The sequence below is a fragment of the Nocardioides sp. YJ-D4 genome (assembly GCF_054031495.1).
In genome coordinates, this window is the sequence record NZ_CM132932.1 from 6,043,838 (window position 1) to 6,062,814 (window position 18,977).

Annotated in this window: 20 protein-coding genes; 7 read left to right on the forward strand and 13 right to left on the reverse strand. The window is 69.4% G+C overall.

All coding sequences use genetic code 11. The features are described 5' to 3' along the window. Positions 1-4 precede the first annotated feature (4 nt). A complete protein-coding gene (locus tag ACW14X_RS28840; RefSeq protein ID WP_457164205.1) occupies positions 5-763 on the forward strand; it encodes an arylamine N-acetyltransferase family protein in 759 nt (252 codons plus the stop codon). Here ACW14X_RS28840 and ACW14X_RS28845 read toward each other — a convergent pair. From ACW14X_RS28845 to ACW14X_RS28855, 3 genes are read right to left on the reverse strand one after another with little or no spacing between them, the layout of a single operon-like run. Beyond that, entirely contained in the window at positions 753-1,592 is an 840-nt protein-coding gene (locus tag ACW14X_RS28845) for an alpha/beta hydrolase (protein WP_457164206.1), read from the reverse strand. The genes ACW14X_RS28840 and ACW14X_RS28845 overlap by 11 nt on opposite strands. After that, positions 1,585-2,460 (reverse strand): alpha/beta fold hydrolase, encoded by an 876-nt coding sequence (locus tag ACW14X_RS28850; RefSeq protein ID WP_457164207.1) that lies wholly within the window; start codon positions 2,458-2,460, stop codon positions 1,585-1,587. The genes ACW14X_RS28845 and ACW14X_RS28850 overlap by 8 nt, the downstream gene beginning before the upstream one ends. Further along, positions 2,457-3,320, reverse strand: coding sequence for an alpha/beta fold hydrolase (locus ACW14X_RS28855; protein WP_400463444.1), 864 nt, complete (start codon positions 3,318-3,320; stop codon positions 2,457-2,459). Before ACW14X_RS28855 ends, ACW14X_RS28850 begins: the two co-directional genes overlap by 4 nt. Positions 3,321-3,535: 215 nt before the next feature. On the opposite strand from ACW14X_RS28855, the gene ACW14X_RS28860 reads away from it, so the two are divergent. Then, a complete protein-coding gene (locus ACW14X_RS28860; RefSeq protein WP_457164208.1) occupies positions 3,536-4,471 on the forward strand; it encodes a helix-turn-helix domain-containing protein in 936 nt (311 codons plus the stop codon). Here ACW14X_RS28860 and ACW14X_RS28865 read toward each other — a convergent pair. Beyond that, positions 4,468-4,890, reverse strand: coding sequence for a hypothetical protein (locus ACW14X_RS28865; RefSeq protein WP_457164209.1), 423 nt, complete (start codon positions 4,888-4,890; stop codon positions 4,468-4,470). The two genes, ACW14X_RS28860 and ACW14X_RS28865, sit on opposite strands and share 4 nt — an antisense overlap. Continuing rightward, positions 4,877-5,248: a hypothetical protein gene (locus ACW14X_RS28870; protein WP_141804792.1), complete on the reverse strand. Its 372-nt coding sequence runs from the start codon at positions 5,246-5,248 to the stop codon at positions 4,877-4,879. Before ACW14X_RS28870 ends, ACW14X_RS28865 begins: the two co-directional genes overlap by 14 nt. Before the next feature lie 251 nt (positions 5,249-5,499). On the opposite strand from ACW14X_RS28870, the gene acnA reads away from it, so the two are divergent. Beyond that, the gene (gene acnA / locus ACW14X_RS28875) at positions 5,500-8,190 is read left to right on the forward strand and encodes an aconitate hydratase AcnA (RefSeq protein ID WP_457164210.1); all 2,691 of its coding nucleotides are present in this window, start codon (positions 5,500-5,502) and stop codon (positions 8,188-8,190) included. Between the two features lie 172 nt (positions 8,191-8,362). On the opposite strand, the gene ACW14X_RS28880 is transcribed toward acnA, so the two are convergent. Both ACW14X_RS28880 and ACW14X_RS28885 read right to left on the reverse strand, forming a co-directional pair. Beyond that, positions 8,363-9,049, reverse strand: a complete 687-nt coding sequence (locus ACW14X_RS28880; protein ID WP_457164211.1) for a hypothetical protein — start codon at positions 9,047-9,049, stop codon at positions 8,363-8,365. Further along, positions 9,046-9,273 carry a hypothetical protein gene (locus ACW14X_RS28885; protein ID WP_457164212.1) on the reverse strand — a complete coding sequence of 76 codons (228 nt, stop codon included), beginning with the start codon at positions 9,271-9,273 and terminating at the stop codon, positions 9,046-9,048. The genes ACW14X_RS28880 and ACW14X_RS28885 overlap by 4 nt, the downstream gene beginning before the upstream one ends. Before the next feature lie 87 nt (positions 9,274-9,360). On the opposite strand from ACW14X_RS28885, the gene ACW14X_RS28890 reads away from it, so the two are divergent. Then, a complete protein-coding gene (locus ACW14X_RS28890; protein WP_160023144.1) occupies positions 9,361-9,666 on the forward strand; it encodes a thiamine-binding protein in 306 nt (101 codons plus the stop codon). Positions 9,667-9,672: 6 nt separating this feature from the next. Here the strand turns inward: ACW14X_RS28890 and ACW14X_RS28895 are convergent, their stop codons facing one another. Continuing rightward, positions 9,673-10,164 carry a (2Fe-2S)-binding protein gene (locus tag ACW14X_RS28895; RefSeq protein ID WP_160023146.1) on the reverse strand — a complete coding sequence of 164 codons (492 nt, stop codon included), beginning with the start codon at positions 10,162-10,164 and terminating at the stop codon, positions 9,673-9,675. Positions 10,165-10,172: 8 nt separating this feature from the next. Continuing rightward, complete coding sequence (locus ACW14X_RS28900) at positions 10,173-12,494, reverse strand: molybdopterin cofactor-binding domain-containing protein (protein ID WP_457164213.1); 2,322 nt, start codon at positions 12,492-12,494, stop codon at positions 10,173-10,175. A gap of 224 nt (positions 12,495-12,718) precedes the next feature. On the opposite strand from ACW14X_RS28900, the gene ACW14X_RS28905 reads away from it, so the two are divergent. Then, the gene (locus ACW14X_RS28905) at positions 12,719-13,954 is read left to right on the forward strand and encodes a PucR family transcriptional regulator (RefSeq protein WP_457164214.1); all 1,236 of its coding nucleotides are present in this window, start codon (positions 12,719-12,721) and stop codon (positions 13,952-13,954) included. A 108-nt stretch (positions 13,955-14,062) separates the two neighbouring features. Further along, positions 14,063-15,028, forward strand: coding sequence for an IS481 family transposase (locus tag ACW14X_RS28910; protein ID WP_457162611.1), 966 nt, complete (start codon positions 14,063-14,065; stop codon positions 15,026-15,028). A 22-nt stretch (positions 15,029-15,050) separates the two neighbouring features. Here ACW14X_RS28910 and ACW14X_RS28915 read toward each other — a convergent pair whose 3' ends face one another. The 4 genes from ACW14X_RS28915 to ACW14X_RS28930 are packed head-to-tail and all read right to left on the reverse strand — an operon-like array spanning position 15,051 to position 17,644. Then, a complete protein-coding gene (locus ACW14X_RS28915) occupies positions 15,051-15,260 on the reverse strand; it encodes a hypothetical protein (protein ID WP_160023152.1) in 210 nt (69 codons plus the stop codon). Between the two features lie 48 nt (positions 15,261-15,308). Next, on the reverse strand, positions 15,309-16,139 hold the full coding sequence (locus tag ACW14X_RS28920; RefSeq protein ID WP_457164215.1) for a hypothetical protein: 831 nt from the start codon (positions 16,137-16,139) through the stop codon (positions 15,309-15,311). A gap of 60 nt (positions 16,140-16,199) precedes the next feature. Next, positions 16,200-16,889: a phosphonatase-like hydrolase gene (locus ACW14X_RS28925; protein ID WP_457164216.1), complete on the reverse strand. Its 690-nt coding sequence runs from the start codon at positions 16,887-16,889 to the stop codon at positions 16,200-16,202. Next, on the reverse strand, positions 16,886-17,644 hold the full coding sequence (locus ACW14X_RS28930; protein ID WP_457164217.1) for a GntR family transcriptional regulator: 759 nt from the start codon (positions 17,642-17,644) through the stop codon (positions 16,886-16,888). Before ACW14X_RS28930 ends, ACW14X_RS28925 begins: the two co-directional genes overlap by 4 nt. A 168-nt stretch (positions 17,645-17,812) precedes the next feature. On the opposite strand from ACW14X_RS28930, the gene ACW14X_RS28935 reads away from it, so the two are divergent. Beyond that, on the forward strand, positions 17,813-18,970 hold the full coding sequence (locus tag ACW14X_RS28935; protein ID WP_457164218.1) for a TIGR03364 family FAD-dependent oxidoreductase: 1,158 nt from the start codon (positions 17,813-17,815) through the stop codon (positions 18,968-18,970). Positions 18,971-18,977 lie beyond the last annotated feature (7 nt).

Sequence of the window (18,977 nt, forward strand, 5' to 3'; positions counted from 1 at the left end):
TCGGGTGCCCGAGCCGCCCGGCCCGTCGCGGGAGGCGCTGGAGGAGATCTACGACGCCCGCCTGCGTACCTTCACCTTCGAGAACATCGACGTGCTGCTCGACCAGCATCCCGGGGTCGACCTGCCCGACGTGCAGGGGAAGTTCGTGGGCCGGGGGAGAGGTGGCTACTGCTTCGAGCACGGCACGCTGTTCGCGGCGGTGCTGGACCGGCTGGGCTTCGCCGTCGAGCGGCGGCTGGCGCGGGTGGGCGCCGACCCGACCGCGGCGGGGCGTACGCATCTGGTGGTCGTCATCGATCTCGACGGCGAGCGGCTGCTGGCCGATCCCGGGTTCGGGCTGAGCGTCTGGCGCCCGATCCCGATGGTCGACGGCGCGGTGGACGAGGTCCGGGGCATCAGCCACCGGGTGCGGTGGGGCGAGCACGGCTGGGCGCTGGAGCGCGCCAAGGACGACGGCTGGGAGCTCATGCACACCCACGACGAGGCGCTGGTCGTGCCCAGCGACGTCGCGCTCGGCCACCACTACACCAGCACCCACCCGACGGTGCACTTCCGTCACCGCATGATCGCCACCAAGCTCCTCGAGGACCGACACCTCAGCCTGACCCACAACACCGTCACCATCCGTCGCCAGGGCGAGGAGACCGAGCACCGCGAGATCGGGCTCGACGAGGTGATGGCCTACCTCGAGGAGCTCGCGGTCCCGCTCACCGACGACGAGCGGGACCGCCTGCGCGAGAGGCTGGCCGGCCTCAGCTCGTGACGGCGCCCGTCACCGGCGACGCGTTCCGGAGTGCCCAGTCCAGGGCGTGGTCGGCCACCTCCTCCCACCCTGGAGCGGCACAGATCCAGTGATCGCGGCCCGGGAACTCGTGGTAGTCGGTGAGCGCGGGCGACTTGGCGTAGTGCTTGGCGTTCGACCTGTTCACCGACGGCGGCATGATGTGGTCCTTCTCCCCGGCGATGAACAGCAGCGGTGCCCGGTCGGCGCTGTAGTCGACCCAGGTGTCCTGGTGGCCCGGCTTGAAATTGGCGAACAGGCCGTACTCCCACACCCAGTTGCCGGGAGCTGCGATCGCGTAGCGCTCCCAGGCCGCGAGCGAGTCCTCCTCGGTGAGCGTGTTGGTGAAGGCGTAGTGAAACTCCTCGGGTGTGAACGCGACCGCCTTGTGCCGGTTGGCGGGGTTCTTCAGGGCCGGGAACAGCGAGCGGGCCTGCGAGATCGGGTTGACCCGTACGCCCTCGGTGGGTGCCGAGTCCACGACGACCCCGGCGGCGCCGAGCCCGCGTGCGAGCAGCAGTTGCGTCAGGGTTCCACCGAAGGAGTGACCCATGATGATCGGCGGCGCGGAGAGCGACTCGATGACCTTCGCGAGGTGGTCGACCGTCTCGGTCACGGTCAGGTTCGCGATGATGTCGGGGTTCTCGCGCAGGGCCTCGACCTCGATCTCGAAGCCGGGGTAGGCGGGGGCGACCACGGTGAGGCCCTTGGCCTCGTAGTGCGCCACCCACCCCTCCCAGCTGCGTGGAGTCATCCACAGTCCGTGCACGAGGACGACGGTGTCGGGGGCGGTGTTCGGGCGGTCAGGCATGGTGTGCTCCTTGTCTGTCGAGCGATGTCGGTGATGAGTCGAGGAACCGGAGCAGGTCGGCGCTGAGCTGCTCCTTGTGGGTGTCGGTGATGCCGTGCGGGGCGCCGGGGTAGACGACCAGCTCGGCGCCGTCGACCAGCTCGGCCGACCGGGCGCCACCCACGGCGAGCGGGACGACCTGGTCGTCGTCGCCGTGGATGACCAGGGTCGGTACGTCGAGCCCCGTCAGGTCGTCGCGGAAGTCGGTCGCCGAGAACGCCGCGATGCACTCGTAGGCGTTCCGCGCGCCCGCCTGAAGCCCCTGGAGCCAGAACGAGTCGCGTACGCCCTGGGAGACGGTCGCGCCCGCGCGGTTGTTGCCGAAGAACGGGCCGTCGGCGAGGTCCCGGTAGAGCTGGGAGCGGTCGGCCCGCGAGCCGGCGCGCAGCGCGTCGAAGCCATCCGCCGGTAGGCCCTCGGGATTGTCGGGCGTACGGAGCATGAAGGGCGGCACGGCCGAGACCAGGACGAGCTGGCGCACCCGGGCGGATCCGTGCCGGGCCAGGTAGCGGACCACCTCGCCACCTCCGGTGGAGAAGCCGACCAGGGTCACCTCGCGCAGATCGAGGGTCGAGATCAGGCAGTCCAGGTCGTCGGCGTAGGTGTCCATGTCGTTGCCCTCCCACGTCTGGGTCGAGCGGCCATGGCCGCGCCGGTCGTGGGCGATCGCCCGGTAGCCGTGCTCGGCCAGGAACAGCTGCTGCGACTCCCAGCTGTCGGCGTTGAGCGGCCACCCGTGCGACAGCACGACGGGCCTGCCGCTGCCCCAGTCGCGGTAGTGGATCTCGGTGCCGTCGTCGGTGATGATCGCGTTCATCACGGTGCTCATGGCCGGCCGGACCGGCTGGTGGCGTAGGCGGCCTGGAGGATCATCTCGGTCGTGGCCCGAGGGTGGCTCATCATCGCGACGTGCGAGCTGTCCACGGTGCGGGTGCGAGCGCCGGCGCGCTCGGCCATCGCCGCCTGGGCGAGCGGCGGGATGAGGTGGTCGTCGCCGGCGATGAGGTACCAGGACGGCACCGTCCGCCAGGCGGGCTCGGCCGACGGCGTGACCAGCGCTCCGAAGGTCGCGGGCCGCTGCCCGGCGGCCATCGCTACGGTCTGCGCGCGCGGAAGGTCATGGGCGAAGATCGAGCGGAACGCCGCGGGGTCGACGTAGACGTCTCCGTCGCCCTCGGGGGCGCCCGGGTAGGGACGTACGACGATGTGCTCGAGCAGGTCGGAGTGCCCGCCGCCGAGCTCGTTGGCCGCGGCGACGTTCTCGCCCTCGTCCAGGGCGTACGCCGCGACGTAGACGAGCGCCTTGACGTCCGGGTCGCCGGTGGCTGCGTTGGTGATCACGGCGCCGCCGTAGGAGTGGCCGACCAGGACGATCGGTCCCGAGATGGTGGAGAGGAACGTCTCCAGGTAGGCGGTGTCGGAGGTCAGCCCGCGCAGCGGGTTGGGCGGCGCCACCACGGGGTATCCCTTCGCGGCCAGGCTGGCCGCGACGTCGTTCCAGCCCGACGCGTCGGCGAAGGCGCCGTGGACGAGGACGACGGTCGGCTTGGCCGCCGATGTTCCCGCCGGGAGAGCCGTGCCGGCCACCGAGGGCTGGGTCGCGCCGGTCAGGAGAGCAGTCAGCAGGACGAGGATCGGTGCCAGCACCGCTGCACGGGCCGGCCTGGGTGAGAAGTGAGGTCGTGACATCGGATGCTCCTTGGGTCGGATGCGTTGCGTCGACACCACCCGATCGGTGCCTGACCTCGATCGTGGCGCCGGCGGCCGCCCTACGCGCCGGTCGCGGCCACGGAGGGCGCGTAGGGGCATGCGCTGTGCACCCAGGGACGCGGATTCCGGGATATCGTCGTCACGTCGGGCACCTCGGGCTCCCGTCAGCACGTCCCCACCTCCGGAAGGCTGTCATGCTCGTCTTCGACAGTGCCTCAGTGCCGGTGCGCGAGCGACGCTCGGCGATCACCGAGACCATCACCAGCGCCGCGTCCGCGACGTTCATGACTCCCGACCGCGCCGGCGAGCGCCTCCACATGGCCATGGACGTGTGGGACGTAGGCGGGGTGACCGTCTTCGACACCCGCTGCTCGGCCCACACGCTGCGTCGTTCACGACGGAGCCCGGCCCCCGAGGAGGACGCGGTGCTCGTGACGTGCGGTCTGGAGGGTCGCGGCATGCATCAGCATCTCGGTCACGACATCTCGGTCGCGCCCGCTGGTATCTGGGCCACGCTCGTCACCGAGCCGTATCTCCACCATGTGACCGACACCCGTACGTTGACGGTCAAGGTCCCGCTGCGTCTGCTCGGTATGCCTGAGGGCATGGTCGCGCCCGCCCTCAGGCTCATCGGCACCAGTCCGTTGGCGCCGCTGTTCTGGCACCATCTCTCCGGTGTACGCCGCGTGGCGGACGATCTCAACGCCGCCGCCGCGACCTCCTTGGGGACATCGACGGTCGCTCTCACGCGGGCCCTGCTGGCCAGTGCGGTCGGCGACGAGCTGGGTCGTGAGGAGCACGAGGACGCGTTGTTGATGAGCGTGAAGGCGTACGTCTCCCAGCATCTGGGGGAGGCCGACCTCGATGCCTCGCGCATCGCGGCGGACCACCACGTCTCCGTCCGGCAGCTCTACAAGGTGTGCGCGCGTTCCGGTATGCACCTCGAGCAGTGGATCATCCGTCAACGGCTCGGCAGGGCGCACGAAGAGCTTGCCCGCGCCTCCATCACGGGTGTCTCGGTCGCCGGCGTCGCGCATCGCTGGGGTTTCAAGAGCCTCTCCCATTTCGGGCGACGATTTCGGGCCACGTACGGGATGTCGCCCAGCGAATGGCTCGAGATGAGCCGTTAGACGTCGCGGACGACCTGCATCGCCATCGTGGGGTCGTCGGAGAGATCGGTGATCAGCTGCCGGCGGTCCAGGACGGCCTCGTCCAGGTGCGGGCCGAGCGTGCCGAGCAGCTCGCCGGTGGTCGTGGCCGGCATCGCGTTGAGCACCCGCGGCGTACGGCGCCCGGAGTAGGGCACCACCCGAGCCAGCGCACCGGCCACCGACCGGGTCGCCTCCGCGAACGGTGCGGTGATCGGGTCGGTGATGGGGCTGAGCCAGTCGGCGGCGCGTTCGGCCTCGGCGAGCGAGGTGCGCGCCTTCAGGTCCGCGAGGCGTACGTCCTCCAGGGCCTGCTCCAGACGACGCTGCTCCAGGAAGGCGCGAGCGACGACGACACCGGCGCCGAGCACGCCGAGAAGGGCGAGGCTAGCGGCCAGCATGGACCTTGACCTCCGCCACGACGCCCTCGTCGGCGAGCCGCTCGCGCAGCGACTCGGCGGCCTGGTCGTAGACCATCTTCGAGAGCAGCGCCGGCCGCACCTTGTGCAGCATCGTCGCTGCCTTGGTCTGGGCGGAGGCCAGCTCGAGCGGGTTGAGGATGCGGATGCTCAGCAGCCGGTCCTCGGGCGGAAGCTCGGCGTAGGCGGTGCGCGGGGCCGAGATGTCGGCCTGCTCCAGCCGCCACAGCAGACCGATGGTCTCGGCACGCAGCGCCTTGTTGGCGCGCCGCAGGCGCCATGCGACAGCGGCGGCGGCCACGGCGATCACCAGCGCCACGACGGCGATCAGGGTGCTCAAGGCTCTCCTCAGTTCATCGGGGTCGGGCCAATCATGGAGCATCCGAGGATCGCTGTCAGCGGCGGTGGTCACAACACGGCGCGCCGTGGTGATTCGAAATGTCGTTCGACATCATGTATCTTGATATCAAGAGATCGACGGGACGCCCGTCGTAAAAGGTTAGGTGAGCCTTTGTTTTCCCGGCCCGGGTGGCCGGGGCAGGATGGGCCTCAAAGACTTGAATTCGTACGTCTGTAGACGCGAGCAAGGAGATGAACGCGTTGGCCAGCAAGGACAGCTTCGGTGCCAAGAGCACCCTGGACGTGGACGGTAAGTCCTACGAGATCTTCCGCCTGGATGCGGTCAAGGGTGAGGGCCTCGACGTCGCGTCGCTGCCCTTCTCGCTGAAGGTGCTGCTGGAGAACCTCCTGCGCACCGAGGACGGCGCGAACATCACCGCCGAGGACATCAAGGCGCTGGCGGGCTGGGACGAGACCGCCGAGCCCGACAAGGAGATCCAGTACACGCCGGCGCGCGTGATCATGCAGGACTTCACCGGCGTGCCCTGCATCGTCGACCTGGCCACCCTGCGCGAGGCCGCGGCCGAGCTCGGTGGCGACCCGACCAAGATCAACCCGCTCTCGCCCGCCGAGATGGTCATCGACCACTCCGTGATCGCCGAGGTCTTCGGCACCCCGGAGGCCTTCGAGCGCAACGTCGAGATCGAGTACGAGCGCAACCGCGAGCGCTACCAGTTCCTGCGCTGGGGTCAGACCGCGTTCGAGGACTTCAAGGTCGTCCCGCCGGGCACCGGCATCGTCCACCAGGTCAACATCGAGCACCTGGCCCGCACCGTCTTCACCCGTGAGGTCGACGGCGAGCTGCAGGCCTACCCCGACACCTGCGTCGGCACCGACTCCCACACCACCATGGTCAACGGCCTGGGCGTCCTCGGCTTCGGCGTCGGCGGCATCGAGGCCGAGGCCGCGCTGCTCGGCCAGCCGGTCTCCATGCTGATCCCGCGCGTGGTCGGCTTCAAGCTCAACGGCGACCTGCCCGAGGGCTCGACCGCGACCGACCTGGTGCTCACCATCACCGAGATGCTGCGCAAGCACGGTGTGGTCGGCAAGTTCGTCGAGTTCTACGGCGACGGCGTCACCGCGCTGCCGCTGGCCAACCGCGCCACCATCGGCAACATGAGCCCGGAGTTCGGCTCCACCATCGCGATCTTCCCGGTCGACGAGGAGACCATCAACTACCTCAAGCTCACCGGCCGCTCCGAGGAGCAGCTGGCGCTGGTGGAGAAGTACGCCAAGGAGCAGGGCCTCTGGCACGACCCGGCCGCCGAGCCGCGCTTCTCGGAGAAGCTCGAGCTCGACCTCTCCACGGTCGTCCCCTCGATCGCCGGCCCGAAGCGCCCGCAGGACCGCGTCTCGCTCACCGACGCCAAGACCTCCTTCGAGGGTCACCTGCCGACGTACACCTCCAAGGCGACCGACGCGAAGATCCCGGTCACCCTGGCCGACGGTCAGCAGTTCGAGCTGGAGAACGGCGCGGTCACGATCGCCTCGATCACCTCCTGCACCAACACCTCCAACCCGTCGGTCATGATCGGCGCGGCGCTGCTGGCCAAGAAGGCCGTCGAGAAGGGCCTGACCCGCAAGCCGTGGGTCAAGACCACCCTCGCGCCGGGCTCGAAGGTCGTCACCGACTACTACGACAAGTCGGGCCTCACGCCCTACCTGGAGAAGGTCGGCTTCAACCTGGTCGGCTACGGCTGCGTGACCTGCATCGGCAACTCGGGCCCGATCATCCCCGAGGTCTCCGCCGCGGTGAACGAGCACGACCTCGCCGTCGTCTCGGTCCTCTCCGGCAACCGCAACTTCGAGGGTCGCATCAACCCCGACGTGAAGATGAACTACCTCGCGTCGCCGCCGCTGGTCATCGCCTACGCCCTGGCCGGCAACATGAACCTGAACCTGTTCGAGGACCCGCTGGGTCAGGACCAGGACGGCAACGACGTCTTCCTCAAGGACATCTGGCCGACCCCGGCCGAGGTCGAGGAGACCATCGCCACCGCGATCTCCTCGGACATGTTCACCAAGGACTACTCCGACGTCTTCGCGGGCGACGAGCGCTGGCAGAACCTGCCGACCCCGACCGGTGACACCTTCACCTGGGACGAGGAGTCGACCTACGTCCGCAAGGCTCCCTACTTCGAGGGCATGGCGAAGACCCCGGCGCCGGTCACCGACATCGAGGGCGCGCGCGTGCTGCTGAAGCTGGGCGACTCGGTCACCACCGACCACATCAGCCCCGCGGGCAACATCAAGAAGGACTCGCCGGCCGGCAAGTACCTCAACGAGCACGGTGTCGAGCAGCGGGACTTCAACTCCTACGGCTCGCGCCGAGGCAACCACGAGATCATGATCCGCGGCACCTTCGCCAACATCCGGATCAAGAACCAGGTCGCCCCGGGCACCGAGGGTGGTTACACCCGCGACTTCACCCAGCCCGACGCTCCGGTCAGCTTCATCTACGACGCGGCGCAGAACTACGCCGCGGCCGGCACCCCGCTGGTCGTCCTCGGTGGCAAGGAGTACGGCTCGGGCTCGTCTCGCGACTGGGCCGCCAAGGGCACCTCGCTGCTGGGCGTCAAGGCGGTCATCACCGAGTCGTTCGAGCGCATCCACCGCTCCAACCTCATCGGCATGGGCGTCATCCCGCTGCAGTTCCCCGCGGGCCAGAACGCCGACAGCCTCGGCCTGACCGGTGAGGAGACCTTCTCGATCTCCGGCATCACCGCGCTCAACGAGGGTGTCACCCCGAAGACGGTCAAGGTCACCACCGACACGGGCGTCGAGTTCGACGCGGTCGTCCGTATCGACACCCCCGGTGAGGCCAACTACTACCGCAACGGCGGCATCCTGCAGTACGTCCTGCGCAGCCTGGTCAACGCCTGAGTCTGACCTGACGAACGGCCCGTCACCCCGAGTGGGTGGCGGGCCGTTCCCCATCCTGCCGAGCCGTCAGCCAGGTCGCCCGAGACGTCACGTACGTCGGTCGAGGTGGCAGCGGTGTGCCGACTCGACTGACGCGGGCGACGTCTCGACTGACGCGGGTGACGTCTCGGCCTCAGGTCAGTGAGGCGATCCTGGCGCGACTGTCCTCATGGAGCGCGGCGAGAAGGGCATCGGCGGCCTCGCCGTGCTCGGCCGTGGCGGCAGCGATCTCCGCGACGGTCTCATCGGAGAGCCCGGCGAGGATCGGGTCGACCACGGCGGGCTCGTCGATGAAGAGCGCGAGCTGGAGGATCTCGGCGCCGGAGGCGCCGTCGACGACCTCGAGCGACGTCTCGGGGCGTACGACGCCGGTGAACCTGGCCAGGGTGAGCAGATGTCCCTCGGCGAGCAGGCGGCGGCCGACCTCGACGACGAGGGCGCTGTCGAGCTTGGCGATGATGCCCTCGACCCGGCTCGGGTCGAGGTGGACGGAGAGCTCGGCGAGGAACTCCGGCTTCAGGTGGCCGGCGAGCTTCGCGGCGTCGGCCGGGTCCATGACCGCTGCGACCCGGGCGCTGAGCATGGGACCCATCGCGATCTCGGTGATCTTCGCGGTGACGGCTGCGGGGAGCTTCTTGCTGACCGCGGCCAGCCCCTTCACCCGGGACTCGTGACGGCTGAACATCGCGTGCGAGACGATCCCGCGCAGGTCGCGGATGTCATCGGGGGAGGTGGTCGCGAGGAAGGCGAGCTCGGACTCGTCCACGTGCATCTCGTGGGCGAGCTTGGTGATCTCCAGGGCGCTGGTCAGGGCGGTCATCGGCTACCTCCGAGCATCTTCTGGACGACCCCGCGCAGCATCTTCGGCACCAGCTTGAGCGCCTCGTCGAGGGAGGTGTCGAACGCCTTGTCCTCCGCGGTCATCGCGCCCTGGACCAGATCGTTGAACCGGCCCAGCTGCTGGTCGTCGTACGCCTCCAGCGGCGCGAGCCGCGTGGCCGGCACGCCCAGCGTGGCAGCGAGCCGGTCGAGTCCCTCACTCATCGCCTTCCTTCCCGCCGGCGGTGCGCCTTCGGCCCCCGGCGGCGCCACTATATGCAGGTCGCCGAAACGTTTGGATAGTGTTTCGACATGCTCGTCGCCTTCTCGATCGCCCCCACGACCACCGACGACCCCGATGGTTCGGTGGCCGCGTCTGTCGCGGAGGCGATCCGCATCGTCCGCGAGTCCGGACTGCCCAACGAGACCAACGCCATGTTCACCAACCTGGAAGGTGAGTGGGACGAGGTCATGGGTGTCATCAAGCAGTGCGTCGACGCGGTCGCCGCCGTCTCCCCGCGGGTCGGGCTGGTGCTCAAGGCCGACATCCGGCCCGGCTACACCGGCCAGCTCACCGCGAAGGTCGAGCGGATCGAGCAGGAGCTCTCCGAAGACTGACCGGGGCTAGAGACCCCGGGCCATCGCGTCCTGTCCGGTCTTGATGGCCTCCCGGATCCGGGAGTACGTCCCGCAGCGGCAGACGTTGCGGATCGTGTCGAGGTCGGCCTCGGTGATGGCTCGGCCCTCCTTGCGGACCTTGTTGACGAGGGCGACCGCGGTCATGATCTGGCCGGGCTGGCAGTAGCCGCACTGGGCGACGTCGTGCTCGAGCCAGGCCTCCTGCATCGGGTGCAGGCCGTCGCCCGGCGCGGTGTCGGCGAGGCCCTCGATGGTGGTGATCTCGTCGTCGGCGCCGATGTCGGCGACGCGCACCGAGCACGGGTTGAACGCCTTGCCGTTGATGTGCGACGTACAGGCCTTGCAGACGTTGATGCCGCAGCCGTACTTCGGGCCGGTGACGCCGAGGATGTCGCGCAGCACCCACAGGATGCGTACGTCGTCCTCGACGTCGACGGTGACGGTCTCGCCGTTGAGCTGGAAGGTGTGAGAAGGCATCGAAGACCTCAGAACGTGTAGGCGAGGCCGTCGGTCGGCGACTCGGGAACGGACGGGATGAAGGACTTGGGCTCGAAGTGGAGCGGCTCGTGGAAGTTGATCGGGAACTCGGTCGGCATCTTCCCGGTGGCCCGGGCGTAGGCGCAGGCGACGGCGGCCATCGAGGCGGCCACACCGGCCTCGCCGACCCCGCCCGGCTGGCTGCCGTGCGACTCCATGACCTCGCACTCGAACTCGAACGGCACGTTCCACTGACGGGTGTAGGCCGAGTTGTCCCAGCTGGCCTCGAGGAATTGACCGTCGATCAGGTGGTTGCTGTAGGTCAGTGCCTGGCACATCCCGTCGGAGAAGCCACCCATCATCTGGGCCTTGACGCCGGCCGGGTTGATCACCAGGCCGACGTCGGCGACCACGACGGCCTTGGTGACCCGCGGTCCGGTGACCGCGTCGCGCACCTCGCGGTTGACCGTCTCGGGACGGCAGTCGATCTCGACGAGGACGGCGGTCGCACCCTTGTACTCCTTGTGGACGGCGATGCCCTGCGCCGTGCCGGCCGGCATCGAGCGGCCCCAGTCGCCGATCTCGGCGGCTCGGTCGAGCACCCGTTTGACGGTGTCGCTCTTGAGATACCTGCGCCGGAAGGCGACCGGGTCCTGCTTCAGCTTCTTGGCGAGCTGGTCGACCATCAGCTCGCTGGCCGTGGCGACGTCGGGGGAGTAGATGTTGCGCACCGAGCTGGTGTTGAACCGGTCGACCGCCGGCTTCGGCTCGTTGAGCAGCTGGGTGACGACCCCGAAGTTGTAGGGCAGCTCGGTAGCGAGCATGAAGATCGTCTCTGAGAAGCTCAGGTTCGACAGGCCGGTCGGCAGCGCCGCCACCTCGGCGGTCAGCCGCTCGCCGAGCCCATGGGTGAAGTCACAGGCCACGCTGGCGTGGCGCTGCTCGAAGGTGAGGATGCTGCCGGCCAGCACGGTCGCCCGGATCTGGGAGACCGCCATCGGGTGCACCCGGCCCTGGCGCGGCTCGTCGGCGCGGTGCCACATCAGCTTGACCGGCGCGCCGAACGCCTTGGACGCGTGGGCGGCCTCGAGCGCGGCATCGAAGAACAGCTTGCGCCCGAAGGAGCCGCCGCCCTGGACGACGTTCACCGTCACATCGGTCGGCAGCAGGTCGAGAGCTGCGGCGATCTTCTCCTGGGCTGTGATCGGCGACTTCAGGCCTCCCCAGATGGTGGCCTTGCCGTCGCGTACGTCGGCGACGGCGCAGTTGGGCTCGAGAGCCGAGCCGCTGCGGAAGTGGAAGGTGAACTCGCCGTCGACCGAGGTCGCCCCGATCTTCGGCACCGCCAGCGGGATCTGCCCGGCCTTGAGCTCTGCCTTGATGTGCTTGGCCGACATCGTGGTCACGGTGCCCGAGTTCCACGTGACGTCGAGTGCGCGTACGGCGTCGATGCACTGACCGAAGGTCTTCGCCCGGACCGCGACGCCGGTGGGGATGATCGCGACATGGGTGACGCCGGGCATCTTCTCGACGTCGCCCTTGTTGTTGATCGAGTCCGGGGTGCCGTTGAGCTCGGGGGCGCGGCAGACCATCGTGGGCAGCGCGTCGGGGACGTCGAGGTCCATCGCGAACTTCTTCTTGCCGGTGACGGCGTCGCGCGCGTCGACGCGGCGATGGGGCTTGCCGACGACGGTGTGCTCGGAGGTCTCCTTCAGCTCGACCTCGACCTTCTCGGTCGTCGGCTGCGCCGCCTTGGCGGCCGCCTCGCCGTACGTCACCGAGGAGCCCCCCGGGGCGCTGATCACGCCGCCCTTGGCGATCAGCTGGGCCACGGTGGTCCCGAGCAGGATCGCGCCCGCCTCGAGCAGCGCCTTGCGGGCGATGGCGGCGGCCACGCGCACCGGGGTGTAGACGGAGATGATCGTGTTGGAGCCGCCGGTGAGCTGGTTGAAGAGCAACTCGGGGCGCGCCGGCGCGAGCGTGACGTGCACGTGGTCGACCGGCAGCTCCAGCTCCTCGGCGATCAGCATGGCGACGGCCGTGGTGATGCCCTGGCCCACCTCCATCCGCGGGAGTGCGAAGTGGGCGTGCCCCTTCTCGTCGACCTCGATCGCGATCAGGTTCGAGGTCGGCATCGCGCAGTGGGTCAGGAAGTCGTTGAGGTCATACAGCTCAGGGACCTGTGGAACCGATGGGATCGGTGCGGCGTGGGCGGCCGGCGGAGCCAGGCCCAGGTCAGCGGCTGCGATCAGCGTCGTGCCGCCGATGACGTACCCGACGAACGATCGTCTGGAGACCCGAGCAGGGCCCTCCGGGTTGTGCGTCCCCATGTGTAATCACTCCTGGCGTGGGCAGGGTCCGAGTTTTGTGACCCCCGACACATAGCACCATTCACCAGCCGGATCTCGGTTGGGAAGGGCGCGTCGGGAAATGTGTGAGGGCGCGACAACGCGGATGGAGACAGATCACAAACGAGTTGGAGCGTGACCGTCGCCACACTCGTGCGTTGATCTGGTTGATGCCGCAACCGCCAGCGAAACACCGAGGGAGCGCGATGAGCATGGAGCCGATCAAACGCATCGTCGCGGGCATCAGGGAGGACCTCCCGCACACCGTGGAGCTGTTCCTGAAGCACAACTGGGACCAGGTCCCGGCCTACGCCGTCAGCCCCGATCCCGAGCTGCGCAAGGAGGTCGGCGACCACGCCGAGGCGGTCTTCCTGGCGGTGCTCACCACGCTGGAGGAGGGCCGCCCGGCCGTACGCGAGGACTTCCGGTTCACCGTGGACCAGGCGACCCGCCGGGTGCGTCAGGGGGTCGCGCTCGCCGACTTCCTGCAGGCGTTCCGCATCGGTCAGGTGGCGCTGTGGGAGCGCATCGTCGAGATCGCTGCCGCCGACCCTGAGACCAGCCGCGCGGCGCTCCCGGTGGCCTCGCACGTGATGCAGGTGATCGAGGTCGGCAGCACGGTTGCGGCCGAGGCCTACCTCGCCGCCCACCAGGTCGAGCTCGCCGAGGGCGACCGGATCCGCCGGGACCTGGTCGAGGACCTGCTCGCCGGACGCGGGGTCCGGCCGGGCCCGATGCTCGAGGTCGCCCGCCGGTGCGGGCTCGAACCGGACGACCGGATCATCGTCCTGGTCGCGGTGCCGGTGCGGCCGCTACGCCCGGGACGGAGCCTGCGGGAGGCGCTGCGGCACGTGCGCACCGAGCTGGGCCCGGCGCGGGAGGGGGTCACGGTGATCCGTCAGGAGCAGCTCGTCGGCATCCTGCCCGTCGCCACCGACGACGTCCGGACGATCGTGCCCGACCTGAGACGCATCTTCCGCCAGCTCGCCCGGGAGGGGTTCGAGCTGGCCGTTGGCGCCAGCACCGTGCACACCGGCCTGGGTGCGGCGCCGGCCGCGTACGCAGAGGCCGCGATCGCTCGCGACGTCCTCGGTGCGGATCCGGGCGTCGTCGCCCTGCCGATGATCTCGACGATCGACTACCTGGTTCTGCGCGAGGACCCGACCGCCCGCCGGCTGGTGCGCCCGGCGCTGCGCCAGTTCGTCGAGGAGGACCTCGCGCGTGACTGCGTGATGATCGAGACGATGCTGGCGTACGTCGCCTGCGACCTCAACGCCAAGCTGGCCGCCGAGCGTCTGCATGTCCACGTCAATACCGCCTACCACCGGCTCGAGCGGATCGCCGAGCGCACCGGCTGCGACCTGCGCCGGTTCGCCGACGTCGAGGAGCTGATCTTCGCGATCCGGCTCCTCACCGAGCCTCGCGGCGTGGCGAGGGCCTAGGTGTACCCGGCCATGAGGTTGGTAGCAGAGGCGCGTTGTCGTTGACGTAGGTAGAGCCCCCGAGTGGGGTGTGGCTTGTCGAAGGCCCACATCCACCCGGGAGGCTCTGTGTCCCACCGTAACGCCCGTCTGACCGTCCACGGCCGCATGCTGATCGTTCAACGCGATCAGGCCGGCTGGAAGCAGGCCCACATCGCTGCCGCGATGGGGGTCTCCCGCAAGTGTGTGCGGACCTGGATCGAGCGCTATGCCGCCGAAGGCGAGGCCGGTCTGGAGACACGTTCGTCGCGGCCGCACCGTATGCCTACGCGCACCAGCCCCGAGGTCGAGCAGAAGGTCCTCGCAGCACGAGCTGAGCACCGCGAGGGCCAGGACGTGCTCGGTCCCAGGGTCGGGGTTCCGCCCCGGACCGTGGCACGGATCCTGCGGCGCCACGGCGTGCCCTACCTGCGCGAGTGCGACCCGATGACCGGTGAAGTGATCCGGTCCTCGAAGCAGACCGCACAACGCTACGAGCGCGAACGGCCCGGCGAGCTGGTCCACATGGACGTCAAGAAGCTCGGCAAGATCCCCGACGGCGGGGGCTGGCGGGCCCAAGGACAGACACGCGAGAACCACCAGTCCCGCGTCGACAAGAAGCCCATCGGCTACGACTACGTGCACTCACTCGTCGACGACCACTCGCGGCTGGCCTATTCAGAGATCCTTCCCGACGAGAAGGGCGAGACCTGCGCGGCGTTCCTGGAGCGGGCCGCGGCCTACTTCGCCGCCAAGGGCATCACCCGGCTCGAGCGGGTGATGACCGACAACGCCTTCGCCTACCGGTACTCCAACGACGTCAAGCGCGTGTGCGCTGCGCTGGGCGCGAAGCAGAAGTTCATTAAGCCCCACTGCCCATGGCAGAACGGGAAGGTGGAGCGCCTCAACCGCACGCTGGCCACCGAGTGGGCCTACCGCCAGACCTACACCAGCAACGCCGCCCGAGCAGCCGCCCTTGCACCCTGGCTCGAGCACTACAACACTGTGCGCCACCACAGCTCACTCGGACGCCTGCCACCGATCAGCCGCCTGTGACCAACGTGGTGGCCGGGTACACCTAGGCGGCGGTCGGCTTGCGACCGTAGAACCAGTAGACCGCCGCGCCGAGCAGGTTGGTGCTGCCCCACAGTCGCCACAGCGTCCGCGGCCCGCGGATCTCGTCGTCGGAGCGTGTCTGCAGGTCGCGAAGGATCACCGGAGCCACTGCCGCCTGGGCCACGAGCGCGCTGGTGGTCAGGATCGTCTTCTGCTTCTTGGTCAGTGCCATGTCGCCAGTCTTTGCCGTCGTTTGCTTTGCGTCAAGCATCCTTGCCGATCAGGCGGCCGATCGAACCCACGGAGGCATCACGACGATGCCTTCGATCGGGAAGGTGCCGTCGGGGTCTCGGCGCAGCCATACGGGGCCGAGGCGCTGGGTGCGAAGCGAGGCCTGCCACATGCTCCGGTGGCTGACGTTGTTTCCGCCGTCCTGGCCGAGGACGATCTGCCTCGTGCCGGTCGAGTTCATGCCGATGATCCGCGGGGTGAAGCCCCAGTAGGCGGAGATCGAGTACGGCGCCGGCCGTCCCAGAACCCAGACATCGCTGCCCCTCGGGACGTGCCGGAGGATCAACTGGCCTCCACCGTCGATCTCGGATGCGACTCCGTGCCAGAACCTCGTCGCCCGGACCGTCTTCACCGTGCCCTTGCGCTCGAGCTGGTTGTCGTCGAAGAAGCGTGCGATGCACGTCGTCGGACCCCATGGACCGACACGTCCGGCGACGTCCACAGCACGGGCTCCGACGCATGATCCCTGGCCCTGATTGACGCCGATGGTGATCTGTCCCGTCCGCCACGTCGAGGTCAGGCCCACACGCTGCAGGTGCGACGGGTAGGTCCAGCTTCGCCGGCTGGTCGAGGTAAGCGGTGTCTTCGAGAGTCGAACCTGGACGTACGAGGGCTTACCGCCGTCTGCGAGCTCGCTACCCAAGAAGGCCTCGTAGGAGACCTTGAAGCTCGAAGCGAGGGTGAACGGATAGATCGGCCGGGTCGCGGTCTGGACACTTGGTCCAGGGAGGGCCGCCTGGGTCGCGGAAGCGGGGACCAGGGTCGCCAGAGCGGCAACCGCCACAGCGGTCGCGACACACCGCAGGGATCGATGGATCATGCGGCGGAGGGTATCCCTCGCTGGCCGCCGTTGTCGGGGTTTCGCGAGTCTGTTCACCTACTACAGCAGGCTCGGCAGGTCCGCGGTCGAGGCGAGGAGGTGGGTGTGGGGCTCGGTGGCGAGCCGGTCGTGGGTGAAGGAGCCGGTGGCGACGCCGACGACGAAACCGGCCCCGGCGTTGGTGCCGGCGCCGAGGTCGTTGGGGGTGTCGCCGGCGACCAGCACGCGGCGTACGTCCCAGATGCCGGTGGCCTCCATGCAGTGGAAGACGAGGTAGGGGGCAGGGCGGCTGGCCGCGACGAGGTCGGAGGTGATGAGGGCGTCGACGGTCGAGTCGGGGCCGGGGCCGACGGTCCAGCCGAGGCCGTCGAGGATGGCGGCGGCGATCTCGGTGGAGTAGCCGGTCTGCAGGGCGACCTTGACCCCTCGCGACCGCAGCGTCGCGAACATCTCGGGCACGCCCGGGAACGGCTGCGGCGGGGTCTCCCGGTAGGCGGTGACGAGGCGCTCGCCGAAGCCGTCGAAGATCTTGTCGACCTGGGCGGTGGTCGGGTCCTGGCCGAGCCCGCGCAGCAGCCCCTGGATCGCCTCCCACTTGGAGGTGCCCTTCCACTGCAGCAGCAGGTCGTGGGGGACCAGCTCGCCGGCGGCGTCGGCGACGGTCGACTCGAGCACGTCGTAGACCAGTCCGCCCTCGTCGACGGTGGTGCCGGCCATGTCGAGGGCGGCGAGCTGGAAGGCGGTGGTCACGAGATCTCCTTGAGGATGCGTACGTCGGTGCGGATCCCCGCCGCGGACGGGCGGGTGTTGTCGATGGTGAACGTGACCCGGTCGGGCCGGTAGCGGTCGTCGGCGTACTCCAGCGGGGTGCCGTCGGTGGCGGTCGCCCGGCGGCGTTCGCGCAGGAGCGGGCTGCCCACCGCGATGTCGAGCAGGTCGGCGTCGGTCTCGTCGGCCGCGACCGCGTCCATGGTGTGGCGCGCGGCGTGCAGGTCGACGCCGGCGGCCGTCAGGTATCCGTAGAGCGAGCCGGTGTCGGGGTCGAAGTCGAAGAGCAGCCGCCCGACGCGCTCGACGAAGGTGCTGCGCTCGAGCATCGCGGGATGACCGTCGAGAAGACGGAGCCGGAGCACGTCGACCACCGGGTCGCCCTCATTGATGTCGAGCGCCTCGGCGGCAGCGGCGGTGGCGCCGCGCCGGGCGACCTCGATGGTGCGCTGCCCGGCGGTGTGGCCGATCTGCTGCACCCACGCGCTGAATGAGAGAAGCTGCTCGAAGGGCTGCCCGAGCGCGGTGTCGCGCACGGTCGGAGGTCGTCCTTGGCCGCCGCTGAGCATGCCCTCGCGGCGCAGGCTCGCCAGTGCCGTACGGATCGTGCCCCGGGAGGCGCCGAACTGCTCGCACAGCTGCGCCTCGGAGGGGATCGGCGCGCCGGTCGGCAGCTCCCCGGCGATGATCCGGGCGCGGATGGCCTCGGCGACCTGGACGTGCAGCGGGCTACTCATGGGCAGCAGGTTACAACTTGATCAGACAAGTGTGATGAAGCGCTTCGTGAACGCCCGGATAACGCTCAGAGGACCAAACGGTGCGCAGGAAAACGACTGGTTAACTTGTATGTACATGTTCGTCGAGCCTGTTGACCGGGGCTGTCGCGAGACAGAAGTGTTCGGGCCGTGCCAACTCATACGACCATCCCCGACGGTGCCGCCGACCTTGTCGTCGTCGGTGCCGGGATCGTCGGCCTCGCGCATGCCGTCGAAGGGCTCGCGCGCGGCCTGAAGGTCCACGTCATCGAGCGCGACGAGCGCGCCGTCGGCGCCTCGATCCGCAATTTCGGGCACATCTGCGCCACCGCCCAGTCGCGCCAGGCGCTGACCTACGCACTCGCGGCCCGTGAGCACTGGCTCACCCTCGCCGCCAAGGCCGGCTTCGGTCTCCGGGAGACGGGCACGGTCGTCGTCGCGCGGACCGAGGCCGAGATGGCCGTGCTCGAGGAGTTCGCGGGCGTCCGTGGCACCGAGCAGGCCCGCCTGCTGGACGCCGACGCCACCCGCGAGCTGTTCCCGCCGGCCACCGGAGAGGTCCTCGGCGGCGCACATCTGCCGCTCGACCTGAGGGTGGACCCGCGCGAGGCGCTGCCGGCGATCGCCGCATGGCTGGAGTCCGAGGGTGTCCGGTTCAGCTGGGCTACCCACGTCGGTGCCATCGACCCGGTCGCCGATGGGATCGACGTCCGCACCAGCCGCGGAACCATCCGTTCCGCCCGGGTCGTCCACGCCGCCGGCCATGACGTCGACCGGCTCTTCCCGCAGGTCGCCGGGGAGGCAGCCGTACGCCGCTGCCGGCTGCAGATGCTCGAGGTCGCGCCTCCGGGCGACGTCGAGATCGGGCCGGCGGTGCTCACCGGACTCTCGATGCTGCGCTACGGCGGGTTCGCCGAGACCACGGCGGCCACCGGCGTACGCGACGAGCTCGCGGCCACCGCTCCCGAGCTCCTCGACGTCGTCATGAACCTCATGCTCACCCAGCGTCCCGGGAGCGGCGGCCGACCCGGCCCGATCGTCCTGGGCGACACCCACCACTACGACCGCACCCACCTGCCCTTCGACGACGAGCACGTCGCCGAGCTGGTGCTGCGGGAAGGGGCGCGGCTGCTCGGGGCTCCGCTCACCGTCCGACGTCGCTGGCGAGGGGTCTACGCGGACTCCCCGCGGACCGACTTCCTCGACACCGAGCCGTTCCCGGGCCTGCGGGTCGTCTCGGTGACGTCGGGCATCGGCATGACCACCGCACTGGGCCTCGCGCCCACCGTCCTCGATCAGCTGTTCTGACCACAGG

Bases quoted from the DNA above. Each gene is read 5' to 3' on its own strand.
- ACW14X_RS28905 (WP_457164214.1), top strand. From the start codon at position 12,719: ATGAGCATGGAGCCGATCAAACGCATCGTCGCGGGCATCAGGGAGGAC.
- ACW14X_RS28890 (WP_160023144.1), top strand. From the start codon at position 9,361: ATGCTCGTCGCCTTCTCGATCGCCCCCACGACCACCGACGACCCCGAT.
- ACW14X_RS28860 (WP_457164208.1), top strand. From the start codon at position 3,536: ATGCTCGTCTTCGACAGTGCCTCAGTGCCGGTGCGCGAGCGACGCTCG.
- ACW14X_RS28915 (WP_160023152.1), bottom strand. From the start codon at position 15,260: ATGGCACTGACCAAGAAGCAGAAGACGATCCTGACCACCAGCGCGCTC.
- ACW14X_RS28845 (WP_457164206.1), bottom strand. From the start codon at position 1,592: ATGCCTGACCGCCCGAACACCGCCCCCGACACCGTCGTCCTCGTGCAC.
- acnA (WP_457164210.1), top strand. From the start codon at position 5,500: ATGAACGCGTTGGCCAGCAAGGACAGCTTCGGTGCCAAGAGCACCCTG.
- ACW14X_RS28885 (WP_457164212.1), bottom strand. From the start codon at position 9,273: ATGAGTGAGGGACTCGACCGGCTCGCTGCCACGCTGGGCGTGCCGGCC.
- ACW14X_RS28930 (WP_457164217.1), bottom strand. From the start codon at position 17,644: ATGAGTAGCCCGCTGCACGTCCAGGTCGCCGAGGCCATCCGCGCCCGG.
- ACW14X_RS28900 (WP_457164213.1), bottom strand. From the start codon at position 12,494: ATGGGGACGCACAACCCGGAGGGCCCTGCTCGGGTCTCCAGACGATCG.
- ACW14X_RS28865 (WP_457164209.1), bottom strand. From the start codon at position 4,890: ATGCTGGCCGCTAGCCTCGCCCTTCTCGGCGTGCTCGGCGCCGGTGTC.
- ACW14X_RS28850 (WP_457164207.1), bottom strand. From the start codon at position 2,460: ATGAGCACCGTGATGAACGCGATCATCACCGACGACGGCACCGAGATC.
- ACW14X_RS28880 (WP_457164211.1), bottom strand. From the start codon at position 9,049: ATGACCGCCCTGACCAGCGCCCTGGAGATCACCAAGCTCGCCCACGAG.
- ACW14X_RS28920 (WP_457164215.1), bottom strand. From the start codon at position 16,139: ATGATCCATCGATCCCTGCGGTGTGTCGCGACCGCTGTGGCGGTTGCC.
- ACW14X_RS28855 (WP_400463444.1), bottom strand. From the start codon at position 3,320: ATGTCACGACCTCACTTCTCACCCAGGCCGGCCCGTGCAGCGGTGCTG.
- ACW14X_RS28895 (WP_160023146.1), bottom strand. From the start codon at position 10,164: ATGCCTTCTCACACCTTCCAGCTCAACGGCGAGACCGTCACCGTCGAC.